A 12,764-nucleotide genomic window follows, 5' to 3' on the forward strand; every position below is an offset into this window, starting at 1 on the left:
GACATCACGCCCAAGTCATATGAGGTCAGACCAATCCACTAATAGAGCAATCACACTAGACCAACATCAATGTGCCACTCATCGTTTCAAACTCGCAGGTTGCAGTCGTTGCATTCGCAGGCAAGAGAAAGGTCCGTCCACGAAAGCAACGCTCCCACATCTGTATTACCCGTTGATTACACGCAGCAAGTTAAACTCGGAATGCGTCAATTTTTCAAACCAATTGATATCAACCAGTTAGCTTCGATCTCTACCAATCGTCAAAAAAATGATACCCATACTCCATCTTCAGCGCGGGTCATCCGTACTTGAATAACCCCAATTCGCCACCACTGCCGCCTATACTTTCTTGGATTCACAGCGATACGAATCCGCCAACTAATGCCCTTGCTAATGATTATAAGGCAGCGCTGAAATTCGCCCACTAATTAGGCTATCCACTCTATAAACCAAAGACTGTACTTTAGTACAGTTGAAATGCGTTAGTGCAAAGTTAACAGTAGCTTCACCCGCAGCCATGAATTCGCGCCCATGAACTACTCCCCCCGCACCTATCAATTTTCTGGCGTATCTACCAGCGTCGCAAGCTACTCGCAAATCCCACTCAACACCCTGGAACAAATATTATCCATTCGCAAACTAGCCTTCATCGACAGAAAAAAATGGGACATTGAAAGTTATCAGGGCAGTGCTTACGAGTGGGATGAATACGACGACCCTGATGCGTTTTATATCTATGCCCATGTCCACGACCGGGTGACCGGTTGTGTTCGATTGCGCCCCTCCAACAAACCGACACTTATGAGTGGCTCCTTGAGTTTCATTCTTCCAATCGACCAACCCAGACCCTGCTCACTCTATTGCTGGGAGGCCACTCGATTCGCACTTTCGACTGACAGTTTCGCCACAGGAGAACTCACTCAAGCTAATGTAGACATTCGCACAGCGGCACTTTTCCTGTCAATGATTAAGTTCGCCCAACAACAAAATATACAGCTCTATGAAATTGTCGTTGACACCATGATGGAAAAAATCCTTAAACGTTCCGGATGGACAGTTGACAGACGCAATACGGCACTAGGCTCGAAGGGTGAAAAGATCATCTACGGCACATTGCCTTGTACCGATAAAACTTATGAGGAGGTCCTTAACAAGAACGCTATCAATAGAACCCTCGCCTATAACCATTCCCACCAGACATGCCGCTCGTCAGGCACACTCCATAAATCCTTGGATATCGGCCAGACACTCCCTAATCGAAACATTCCAGCAAAGAGATCCATGCACACTGAGCTGCAGCTATAAATCAAATACTTGGTATGAGTTTGGAGAAAGGATGAACCTACAACGATTATTCCCGCACGTTGGCAAAGTTATTGCCAGCACAGGCAGCCGCAACTTTCCTCGCATGCTGCACGACCTGATACTCACGGAAATACCCGTAGACGCAACCCATATTACCGAGCAAAGGATAGGCACAAGTAATATTTCCGAACCGAGCACCTCCAGTATAGGATGCGTCGGCATGGACAATACATGCATCGACGCCATCATGGACGCTCATACAGCAAAGCCTTTTTTCCTGGCCGACGATATTTTTTTTGAAGATGCTGCTCCACAAAAAGTAGCCAATTTCTCCCGATGTCTGCTCCCACGCGAGCGTCCGGATAAAGCGCTTTCCTACAACACAACCACCCAACTGCACCTGACCACCCGGAAAAATGGTCGTCGTTATGTACTGTCCGTATATCGATCACCTTTTTCCAAAGGATTTTCCCCGCAGGAACATGCACTGTTGAAAGACTTCTCCTGCCTTTTATTACCTATGGTCGAGGAACACGTTGCCGCCCTGGTTCCGTCGGAATCCGTTCGGCAGGACCCTTGCCTGCCCCTGGATTCGGAAAGCGGAGGCATGGAAGCGCTACGCCAAAGATTCGCCGATCGACTGCAGTTGTCAGGATTGAGTTTGTCTTCTCGCGAAACAGAAGTGTGCGTGGGTCTGCTGGCCGGACGCACCGCACCTGAACTTGCCGAACAACTGAACCTGAAAGTCAACACGGTCGAAAGCTATCTGAAACGTGCCGCCATCAAAATGGGGATTGGCGGACGCCGTTCGCTTATCCGATGGATGCACTCGATAGATGCCACACCCACTCACCTCGAATGGAGCGGCAATAGTGTGATTCAACAAGCCGTATGAAACTTACCCCCAACGATTGCTCGATCACTATATGAATCGAGTATTTGTTGGGGGATTGTTGTTCACCCCCCTGCACTTCCTTCCCCTGTCACGCCTTTTTCCATTGGCCTGCGAGTGCGACGCTTCAACCACTCCAGCGCATCGTCCACATAAGTGAAAATCACCGGCACGACCAATAGACTCAACAGCGTCGACGTCAGCAAACCGCCCATCACCACCACCGCCATCGGCTGCCTGAAACTCGGGTCTTCCCCCATCCCCATCGCGGTCGGCAACATCCCGGCGCCCATGGCTACGGTGGTCATCAGGATCGGCCGGGCGCGCTTGTGACAGGCATCCACCAATGCATCGTATCGATTCAGGCCATAATCGCGGCGGGCCATGATCGCGTACTCCACCAACAGGATGGAGTTCTTGGTCACAATCCCCATCAACATCAGCAAACCGATGACGGATGGCAGGGAAAAACTGAAGTTGCACACCAACAAGGCCAGCAGCGCGCCACCCAGCGAGAGCGGTAGCGCCGAAAGAATCGTCGCCGGTTGCAAGAAGTCATGAAACAGCAGCACCAGGACCGAATAGATACAAAACACACCGATGGCCATGGCCAGACTGAAACTTCCGAACAATTCGGTCATCAGCTGCAGTTCGCCCAGCTCCACCTGCTTCACTTCGGCTGGGAGATTGCGCATCCCCGGCAATTGGCTGGCTTCGGCCATGACCTCGCCCAGATTGCGACCGTTGAGCTCGATAGACAGGGTGATATTGCGCAGACGGTCCATCCGACTGATTTGCGCTGGTCCACTGCCCATGCTGATGTCCCCCAACGAAGACATGGCGACCTGGCCGTCTCGACCGGTCACCCGCAACTGGTTGATGGCCTGCAGGTCGTCGCGTAACAGCGAATCCATACGCACCCGTACATCGACTTGGCGTTGGGACAGATTGATTTTGCCCAGTTGCGAGGAATATTCGCCGTAGGTCGCCATGCGCAAGGTATCGGCTATTTCCTGGCTGGTAATGCCCAGTTCCGCTGCGCGGGCGTAATTCGGGCGCATCTGGATTTCAGGACGCTGCAGGGCGCTGCTCGACGACACATTTCCGATCCCGCGCAATTCACGCAGTTGCGGTTCAAGGGTGCTTGCCGTGCGTTCCAGCAGATCACCATCGTCACTGGCGAGCACGATATTGAGCTTCTCTCCGCTGCCATCACCGCCAACGTTGATACGTACCCCCGGCAGTGAACGCAGCACTTGACGCATTTGCGCTTCCACCTCCACCTGCTTGCGATCACGCGCGTCCCGGGCGACCAGTTCCACCGTCAGGACCGCATCGCTGGCGCCGGTGATACCGGCAGGCCCAGAGCCCGAACTGCTGGCGGTCCCTACCGAGACAAAGGTGTGTTTGACGTCTGGCATGTCGCGTAGCCTTTCGCTGGCTTGCAATGCCGTGGCGGTGGTTTGCTCCAACGTCGTGCCGGGCGGCAGCTCCAAGTTTATTTTACTGCGCCCAGTGTCCTGCGCCGGCAGGAAACTGGTGGGCAGCAACGGAATCAGTGCCAAGGCCCCGACAAAGCACAGGCTGGCCAGGCACATCGTCGTCTTGCGCCGGGTCAGACTGGTGTGAATCCAGCCCAGGTAACGGGTCATCAACGGGCCGTCGTGGGCGGTTTCATCTTTTGCCTTGAGGAAATAGGCCGCCATCATGGGTGTCAACACCCGCGCCACCAGCAGGGAAAACAACAGCGCAACCGAAGCCGTCACGCCGAACTGACGGAACAGTTTCCCGGCGATACCGCCCATGAACGCCGTGGGCAGGAACACCGCAACCAGGGTGACGGTCGTGGCGAGCACCGCCAGGCCGATTTCATCCGCAGCCTCAGTGGCGGCTTGAAGCGGGGTCTTGCCCATGCGCAAATGCCGGGCGATGTTCTCGATTTCGACGATGGCGTCGTCCACCAGCACGCCGATGACCAACGCCAGGGCCAGCAGGGAAACGGCGTTGAGCGTAAACCCGGCCAGGTACATCACGCCAAAGGTGGGGATGATCGACAGCGGCAGTGCCGTGGCGACGATGAGCGTGGCGCGCCAGTCCCGCAAAAACCACCAGACCACCAACACCGCCAGCAGCATGCCTTCGTACAGCAGGTTCATCGAGTCGTGATAATTGGCGAGCACGGCCTTGACCGTGTCGTTGGCCTCCACGATCTGCACGTTGGGATGCTGCTCCGCAAACGTGGTCATGGCCTTGCGCACATCGTTGGCCACGCCGACATCGGAGAACCCCAGGGAACGGGTGACCTGGAAGCCGATCACCGGCCTGCCATCGCGAAACGCCCGGGTGCTGCGTTCAGCGTGGGTGTCGCGAATATCGGCCAACTGACTCAATGCCAGCAGACGACCGTCGCCGCTGGGAATATCGATGGCACCGAGCGCCGCCGGATCGTCAATGGCCCCCAAGGTCCGCATGGCTTGCTGGCCACTGCCCAGGTTGCCCTGGCCACCGGAGTTGTCCTTCTGCATGGCCCGCAACTGGCTGGCCACGTCCGTCACCCGAATGCCCAGCCCCGCCATCAGGGCCGGGTTGAGATTGACCTGGACTTCCCGGTCGACACCGCCCACGCGCGCGATCATTGCGACCCCGGGCACCGCCAGCAGCTGTTTGCTCAGTTCATTGTCGACGAACCAGGACAAGCCTTCTTCATCCAGATGGTCAGAGTCGATGACATAGGTGAGCAACGCCGAGACGCTGGTGGTCATCCGCGAAACCGATGGTGTATCCAGGCTCGCCGGCAGCTGCGGCATCGCGCTGTCCACCGCGTTACGCACTTCGTTCAGAGCCTCGTTGCCATCCTTGTCGATGTCAAAGCTGACACTGATGTTGACGGCGCCATCGGTGATGGTCGTCGTCACGTGCTTGAGCAAGCGCAGGGAGGTCAGTTTGTCCTCGATCTTGCGCGCCACTTCCGTTTCCAGCTGCTCGGGCGCCGCGCCTTCCAATGAGGCACTGATCACCACCACCGGCAGGTCCATGTCCGGAAAATCCTGGATGGCGAGTTTGCCAAAACCCGACAGGCCGAAGAGCGTCAGCAAAATGAACAGCATCACGGCCGGCACCGGATAGCGGATCGACAGCGCGGAAATATTCATGGCAGCGCGACCTGGGCTTGAACGAGGGTCACACTTGCGCCGTCATTGAGAAACGCACCGCCGGCGCGCACGATCCGGGCAGGCTCGTCGAGGCCGCTGAGGATTTCCACGGCCTGGTGCAGGCGCCTGCCGACCACCACCGGCCGCTGGACGACATGCATGTCATCATTGAGTGTGAACACATAAGAGCGGCCGTCACGCAGGATAACGGCAGTGTCCGGCACCGTGAGCGCCTCGCGGGGCGCCAGCTCGATCTGGCCGCTGGCATACATGCCGGCCTGGGCGGCGCTGTCGGTTGGCAGGGAGATGTAGACCAGTGCCCGGCTGGTCTTGTTATTCAATGTCGGGGACACCAGCCGCACCCGCCCTTCCAGGCTCCGCCCGTCGGGTAATGTCATACGGGCGACCTGGCCGGCCTGCACTTGGGCCAACTGGCGGGCATCCAGCTCGGCCTGCCATTCGATGCGGCTGTCGCGCACCAGGCGAAACAGCTCGTCGCCGGCGGAGAGCACCTTGCCGAGCAACGCCGTACGCGCAGAAATGATGCCGTCGTCCACCGCCACGATGCGCGTCTGCTTGAGCCGGATCCGAGTGCTCTGCAATTCGGCGCGGGCGCCGGCGAGGTCAGCTTCGGCGAGGGCTACTTTGATTCGATAATCTTCGCGCTGCTGTTCCGACAACGCCCCGCCCTGTCCGACGACTTTGGCGCGACGGTCATTGGATCGGGCCTGCTCCAGATTGGCTTCCGCCTGGGCAACGAGCGCCTTCTGTTTGCTTTCTTCGGCGACGACTGTTTCAGAGGCCAGCGTGGCCAGCAATTGACCTTTCTTTACCCGGCTGCCCACATCGGCCTCGATGCTGGCAATGCGCAGGCTGCTGGTCTCGGCATTGATGACTGCTTCCTGCCAGGGCGCGAGCGCGCCATTGGCGAACAACAATTGCGGCCAGACCTGGCGCCGCGCCTGGACCACCTCCACGCTCAAGCTACTGACATTGGGAGCGGCCACGGCCGGTTCGGTGCCACGGCGCCAATAGATCAACGCCACCACCACGGCGATCACGACGAGTGCCAGCGCAAATTTACCTGACCTCGCCCTCACGCACCTTCTCCACGCGTTGCCTGATTCCGCACCAGGGGTTGACTGGCTTGCCAGCCGCCGCCCAATGCCTTGTACAAGGCGATCCAGTAGCGCACTTGGTCCTGCTGCAAGGTGATCAATTCGATCTCGGCCGTCAGCGCCTGGCGGCGCGCGGTTTCACGGTCCAGCAGGCTGACGTTACCGGCTTGCCAGTTGCGATCAATGGCCTCGAAAGACTCACGAAAACCGGCGGTGGAACGCGCCACATCCGACTCCCGGCGACGTGCCGCATCGAGACGCACGAGGGCCTGTTCCACTTCCATCACGCTGGTGCGCAGCGTCTGGCGATAGACCGCCAGGGCGGCTTCATAAGACGCCTCGGCACCGTCCGCCGCCGCGCGGCGCTTGCCCCCATCGAACAGCGGAATCGACAGCACCGGGCCCAGCGACCAGGAGCGGTTACGCTGGCCCACCATGGTGCCCACGGAAAAGGTCCCGGAAAGACTCAGGCTTGGCAGCCGTTCAGCCTGGGCCACGCCGATCTCGGCATTCGCCGCTGCCAGCTCTCGCTCGCTGGAGGCGACGTCCGGACGCTGACGCAACAGGTCGGCTGGAATCTGCCGCACCTGGAGTTCGGCCGGCTGGGGCAGTTGCGCCGGGGTCTGCCCGAGCACTTCCAGCAGCCGCCCTTCATCACTGCCCGTCAGTGCAACCAGGCTTTTGAGCAGCACCTGGCATTCACTCTGTTGCCGAACCAGGGTCGCGGCGCTGCTGGCGGCACTGGCATCGGCCAGGGCTGCGTCGGCGGAAGAAGTGAAGCCGGCCCCGAACGACTGGCGAGTGATGCGGGCAGTGTCTTGTTGGGACTGGGCCTGATCCGCGTAGGCCAACACCAGCTTCTGACAACCGCGGTATTGCACATAGTAATCGCCCACCTGGGCCGCCAGGGAAACCCGCGCGTCATGCCAGTCATCCACCCGTGCCTCGACACGGGACTGCGCCGCTTCGTTGTTGCGCCGTAACTTGCCGAACATATCGAGCTCCCAGGCCGCATCCATCGTGGCCGAAGAACCAGACCCACCCAGGCGTTGAGCACCGGTCTGTTGTCCACCCCGGCCACCGGACAACGTGCCGTCGATCTTGGGCAAGGCATCCGCGGCATCACTGGCGGCGGTTGCCCGGGCCAGCGAGATATTGGCCCAGGCCTCATCCATGGATGGGCTATCGGTTTCGGACAGGCGCAACAGCTCGGCCAACGCCGGGTCATCGAACTGCTGCCACCAGTCGGCCAATGCCACCACGGACGCGCCGTGAGGCAATGGCGCTTGCCATTTGGCGGCGATCGGGACGTCTGGCACCCGATAATCCGGGCCCAATACGCAGCCACTCAGGGCCACCGCACACAGTGTCACCAGCAATATCCCTGGGGGCTTGAAGGCATGCATAGGCTTCTCTAGGGGGGTGACAAAGGTGAAAAACAGCAAGGCACCCGGCACAACTCAGGGAGGTGGCTGTTATTGACGACGGCTTGATGAAGCTCGTGTGGCAGTTATTTAACCCCGGGCCGGATTTGATGTCTGGCGTGGAAAACTGGGACAGCTACCGGCAAGAAAACTCGCGATAAATACGGGGGCCTGTTGAAATGACCTGGACCTGCCAAGTAACGGCTGCACCTGCTATCGGGCATGGATAAACCCGCGCTCGGCTCACGTTCCATAGCCAATGGATGATCGAATATGGAAGCACTCACTTACCTCGAAAACGTCGAGTCGAACGCACGAACCTATGCGCAGACTTTCCAGCGACTGTTCGTCAGCGGCAAGGGCATGCGGATCAAGGACGCCAGCGGCCAGGAGTTCCTCGACTGTTTGTCGAACGCCGGAACCCTGGCTCTCGGGCACAACCCGCCGCAAGTCCGCGACGCCGTGATGCAGTTTCTCGGCAGCGATCATCTACAGCAGGCACTGGACCTGGCCACGCCGGCCAAACATGCGTTCGTGCAGGAGCTGTTCTCGATGTTGCCGGCAAAAATGCGCGCCACCAGCAAGATTCTTTTCTGCGGCCCCAGTGGCTCGGATGCCGTCGAGGCGGCCATCAAACTGGCGCGTCACTACACCAAGCGCTCGCCGTTGATGGCCTTCCACGGCGGCTATCACGGCATGACGGCCGGAGCACTGTCGGCGATGGGCAAACTGTCCCCCAAGACCGGTGACGGCATGATTGCCCAAGGCACGCACTTTCTGCCGTTCCCCTACCGATTTCGATGCCCGTTCGGCACCGACGGCGAGCACACCGATCAACTGTCCATCGACTACATCCGCACCGTCCTCTCGGACCCCGAAGGCGGCGTTGCCAAACCGGCGGCGGTGATCGTCGAGGTGGTGCAAGGCGAAGGCGGTTGTATCCCCGCCTCGGCCAACTGGTTGAGGGCCCTGCGGGAAATCACCCTCGAACAGGACATCTTGCTGATCGTCGATGAAGTCCAGACCGGACTGGGCCGCACCGGCAGCACGTTCGCCATTGAGCACGCGGGCATCGTGCCCGACATCCTGGTGCTGTCAAAAGCCATTGGAGGCGGCTACCCGCTAGCAGTGATCGTGTACGCCGAGCATCTGGACACCTGGGAACCTGGCATGCATGCGGGCACCTTCCGAGGCAATCAGATGGCGATGGTTGCCGGAGCAGCAACCATGCAGCAAATCAGGAAAGACAATCTCGTTGCCCATGCCGCCCGGATGGGCAAGCAATTGGAGAGTGGCCTGAAGGACATCGCGCAACGTTTTTCATTCATCGGCGACATCCGCGGTCGCGGATTGATGATCGGTGTGGAAATCACCCAGCCGGCGGCCAACCAGCGCGCCGGCCAGGCCGACGGAGCGCGGGCACACGCCATCAAGCTCAACTGCTTCGACAACGGATTGATGATGGAAACCGGCGGACGCCATGGCGCGGTGCTCAGGTTCCTGCCGCCCCTGACCATCACCGAGACCGAGGTCGGCATGGTGTTGGAACGCTTCGAACACGCGCTCGGGAAGGTCGGCGAGACACGCTCGCATACGGCGCGCGTAGCGGTATAAAGGATCAGACACCTAGGTGGCGAGGGAGCTTGCTCCCTCGCCACAGGTTCTGTGCCTGGCAGCCCAGGTCAATCACGCGCCAAGGCATTGATCGGATCGAGCCGCGCGGCATTGCGAGCGGGCACGAAGCCGAACACGACCCCAATCAGGGTCGAGCAGACGACAGCCGCGACGATCGATCCCATCGAGAACACCATCTGCCATTCCTTGACGAAGATCGAAAAGACATAGCCGATTCCAAACGACAAGGCGATGCCAATCATCCCGCCTATCAGGCACACCATCACCGCCTCCACCAGGAACTGCTGGCGGATGTCGGACTGGCGTGCACCGACGGCCATGCGGATGCCAATCTCGCGGGTACGTTCGGTCACCGAGACGAGCATGATGTTCATCACACCGATGCCACCGACCACCAGCGAGATGATCGCAATCAACGAGAGCAACAGCGCCAGGGACTGACTGGTCTTCTGCACCGTCTGCAGCACGCTGTCGAGGTTGTAGGTGAAAAAGTCCTTGATGCCATGGCGCTGGGTCAGGAGCTTGACGACGTTGTCTTCCACGACTTTGCTCGGTTGACCGTCCTTTATCCGCACCGTAACGCTGTCCAGGAAGCGCTGGCCCAGCAATCGGCCGGCCGCCGTCTCATAGGGCATCCATACGTTCAGGTTCTTGTTGGTGTTGAACACGCTTTTGCGGTCTTCGGTCACGCCGATGATCGTGCAAGGCAGGTTGTCGATGAGAATCACCTTGCCCAACGGATCGCTGTTCGGGAACAGTCGCTGACGGGTGTTATGGTCGATCACCACCACTTGTGACTGACGCCGGGCATCGTCCTTGCTGAACGCGACGCCGGAGCCGATCTTGATCCCGCGAACCTGAAAATAGCTCTCGCTGACACCGTTGATGGTCGCGTTGACGTCGATGTTTTCAAACCGCAATAGCAGATTGCGGCCAACGTTGGGCGTCGCGCTGTCGATGTAATACTGGTCGCTCAGGGCCGTAACGTCGGACAACACCAGGGTTTCGATAGCGGTCGAGCGACTGTCTCCCCAGTCAGCCCCGGGCATGATCTCGATCGTATTGCTGCCAATCGCCTGGATGTCCTTCAGGACATATTCCTTGACCCCTTCGCCGATGGCCACGATCGAGACCACCGAGGTGATACCGATAATGATGCCCAACATGGTCAGCAGGGTGCGCATTCGATGGGAAATCAGCGCCACCCAAGCCATGTTGAACGCTTCGCTGAACAAGCCGAAGCTGGCGCGCAGGCCGTTCTCGGCCTTGACCTTGGCCGGACGTGTGCCTTGTGGCGACTGATCCTCCAACGGCCGCTGCGGATTGGCTCGATCACTGACGATCTCGCCGTCGCGGATCTCGATGATGCGCTGGGCGTGGGCCGCGACTTTCTCATCGTGGGTCACGATGATGACCGTGTGTCCCGCCTTGTTGAGCTCCAGCAGGATCTTCATCACCTCCTTGCCACTGGTGGTGTCCAGCGCACCGGTGGGTTCGTCCGCCAGAATGATATCGCCGCCGTTCATCAGCGCCCTGGCGATACTCACCCGCTGCTGCTGACCACCCGAGAGCTGGTTGGGCCGATTGCTCAAGTGCCCCATCAACCCCAGGCGCGTCAGCAGTTCCCCGGCACGGCTGTGCCGTTGCGACTCGGCGGCGCCGGCATAAATCGCCGGCATCTCGACGTTGTGCAAGGCACTCAGGTGCGGCAACAAATGGTAGCGCTGGAAAATGAAACCAAAGTGATCACGCCGCAACACCGCCAGTTCCCGGTCGTTCATCGAACCGGTTTCGCGCCCATCCACCTTGTAGCTCCCGGCGCTCGGATGGTCGAGGCAGCCGAGCACGTTCATCAGGGTCGACTTGCCGGAGCCGGACGCCCCGGTAATCGCAACCACCTCGCCGGCATTGATCGTCAGGTTGATGTCCTTGAGGGCGATGAACGCCTTTTCGCCCGCGATGAAGCTGCGGGTGATGCCCTTGAGTTCCAGCAATGGTTGGGTCATGGTCAGGCTCCCGCCACGGCAGGGATCGGCTCGCCGATGACGACCTTGTCACCCTCGGCCAGGCCATCCTTGATCTCGACCCTGACGTTGTTGTTGATGCCCATGCGCACGTTACGCGGCTGGGCCTTGCCTTCGGCATCCAGCACCCGGACCACGTAGCTGCCATCCTGGTTTTTCGACCCCAGGGCGGCGACGGGAACCGTCAACACATCCTTGGCCTTGTCCAGGACGATGCGGACCTGGGCCGTCATGGAAATGCGCAGGCGATGATCGGGGTTCGGCACGTCGAAAAGGCTGTTGTAGAACACTGCGGTATTTTGCTTCGGCGTCCCTCCGGTCTGGGTTTCGAGGAAGTTCTGTGGCGCCGGTTCAGTGCCGCGCAGCTTGGCGTAATAACGCTTTTCCGATTCGCCGAGGATGGTGAAGTACACCTCTTGGCCAGGCACGATGTGAATCACGTCGGCTTCCGACACCTGCGCCTTGACCGTCATGGTGTCGAGGTCGGCGAGCTTGAGCAGCACCGGCGCCAGTTGCTCGGCGATCACGGTCTGGCCTTCCTGCGTGACGATCCCCACCACATAGCCGTCGATCGGCGCGACGATGTGGGTGTAGGCCAGGTTGACCCGCGCGGTTTCCACCTGGATACGGGCGTCCTTGATCTGCGCATCGAGGGAAAGCAGATTGGCCGCTTCCACCTTGTAGTTCGACTCGGCGGTCTCGTACTCCTGCTTGGAAATCGCGTCGTCCGGTTGCAGCTTTTTGTAGCGATCATAGGTGGCCTTGGCGTCCTTGAGTTGCGCCGCCGTCGCCTGCCGCTTGGCCACCAGGTTCTCCTCGTTGACCAGGGTCTGGCGCAGTGAGTTCTGGGCCAGCATCGGGTCGATTTCCGCCAGCCACTGGCCCTTCTTGACCTTGTCGCCCAATTTCACCTTGAGGGATTTCAGTTGACCCGACACCTGGGCACCGACGTCGACCTGCTTGATACCCTGCAGCGTCCCGGACGCCAGCACCGCGTTCTCGATATCCGTGCGCTCGACCACAGCGGTCAGATAATCCGGCGGTTTGCCCGGCGATTGCGCGCTGTAGAAAATCAGACCGGCCACCACGACCAGTACGAGCACGATAGCGATTTTGCGAAACTTCGACTTTTCCATAAATAACCATGAGTGCGTTGATTTCAAGCCCGGCCAACGTGGCGCCGGGTTCCATGGATGCGCGTCAAGGAAGGACGG

General features: G+C 59.4%; 8 protein-coding genes. 3 read left to right on the forward strand and 5 right to left on the reverse strand.

Features of this window, described 5'->3' with window-relative positions:
• Positions 1 to 531: 531 nt before the first annotated feature.
• Both LOY70_RS15805 and LOY70_RS15810 read left to right on the forward strand, forming a co-directional pair.
• Positions 532 to 1,305, forward strand: coding sequence for an acyl-homoserine-lactone synthase (locus tag LOY70_RS15805; RefSeq protein ID WP_265028366.1), 774 nt, complete (start codon positions 532 to 534; stop codon positions 1,303 to 1,305).
• A 31-nt stretch (positions 1,306 to 1,336) separates the two neighbouring features.
• A complete protein-coding gene (locus LOY70_RS15810) occupies positions 1,337 to 2,200 on the forward strand; it encodes a helix-turn-helix domain-containing protein (protein ID WP_265028367.1) in 864 nt (287 codons plus the stop codon).
• 62 nt (positions 2,201 to 2,262) lie between these two features.
• Here LOY70_RS15810 and LOY70_RS15815 read toward each other — a convergent pair whose 3' ends face one another.
• From LOY70_RS15815 to LOY70_RS15825, 3 genes are read right to left on the reverse strand one after another with little or no spacing between them, the layout of a single operon-like run.
• Positions 2,263 to 5,349 (reverse strand): efflux RND transporter permease subunit, encoded by a 3,087-nt coding sequence (locus LOY70_RS15815; RefSeq protein ID WP_265028368.1) that lies wholly within the window; start codon positions 5,347 to 5,349, stop codon positions 2,263 to 2,265.
• A complete protein-coding gene (locus LOY70_RS15820) occupies positions 5,346 to 6,449 on the reverse strand; it encodes an efflux RND transporter periplasmic adaptor subunit (RefSeq protein WP_413776606.1) in 1,104 nt (367 codons plus the stop codon). The genes LOY70_RS15815 and LOY70_RS15820 overlap by 4 nt, the downstream gene beginning before the upstream one ends.
• On the reverse strand, positions 6,446 to 7,873 hold the full coding sequence (locus LOY70_RS15825; RefSeq protein ID WP_265028369.1) for an efflux transporter outer membrane subunit: 1,428 nt from the start codon (positions 7,871 to 7,873) through the stop codon (positions 6,446 to 6,448). The genes LOY70_RS15820 and LOY70_RS15825 overlap by 4 nt, the downstream gene beginning before the upstream one ends.
• Before the next feature lie 291 nt (positions 7,874 to 8,164).
• Here LOY70_RS15825 and LOY70_RS15830 point away from each other — a divergent pair, with 291 nt between their 5' ends.
• On the forward strand, positions 8,165 to 9,505 hold the full coding sequence (locus tag LOY70_RS15830) for a diaminobutyrate--2-oxoglutarate transaminase family protein (RefSeq protein WP_265028370.1): 1,341 nt from the start codon (positions 8,165 to 8,167) through the stop codon (positions 9,503 to 9,505).
• A 68-nt stretch (positions 9,506 to 9,573) separates the two neighbouring features.
• Here LOY70_RS15830 and LOY70_RS15835 read toward each other — a convergent pair whose 3' ends face one another.
• A complete protein-coding gene (locus LOY70_RS15835) occupies positions 9,574 to 11,532 on the reverse strand; it encodes a MacB family efflux pump subunit (protein ID WP_265028371.1) in 1,959 nt (652 codons plus the stop codon).
• Between the two features lie 2 nt (positions 11,533 to 11,534).
• Complete coding sequence (gene macA, locus LOY70_RS15840; RefSeq protein ID WP_123344316.1) at positions 11,535 to 12,686, reverse strand: macrolide transporter subunit MacA; 1,152 nt, start codon at positions 12,684 to 12,686, stop codon at positions 11,535 to 11,537.
• Positions 12,687 to 12,764 lie beyond the last annotated feature (78 nt).

It is taken from the genome of Pseudomonas sp. B21-054 (genome assembly GCF_026016345.1).
Lineage (GTDB): Bacteria > Pseudomonadota > Gammaproteobacteria > Pseudomonadales > Pseudomonadaceae > Aquipseudomonas.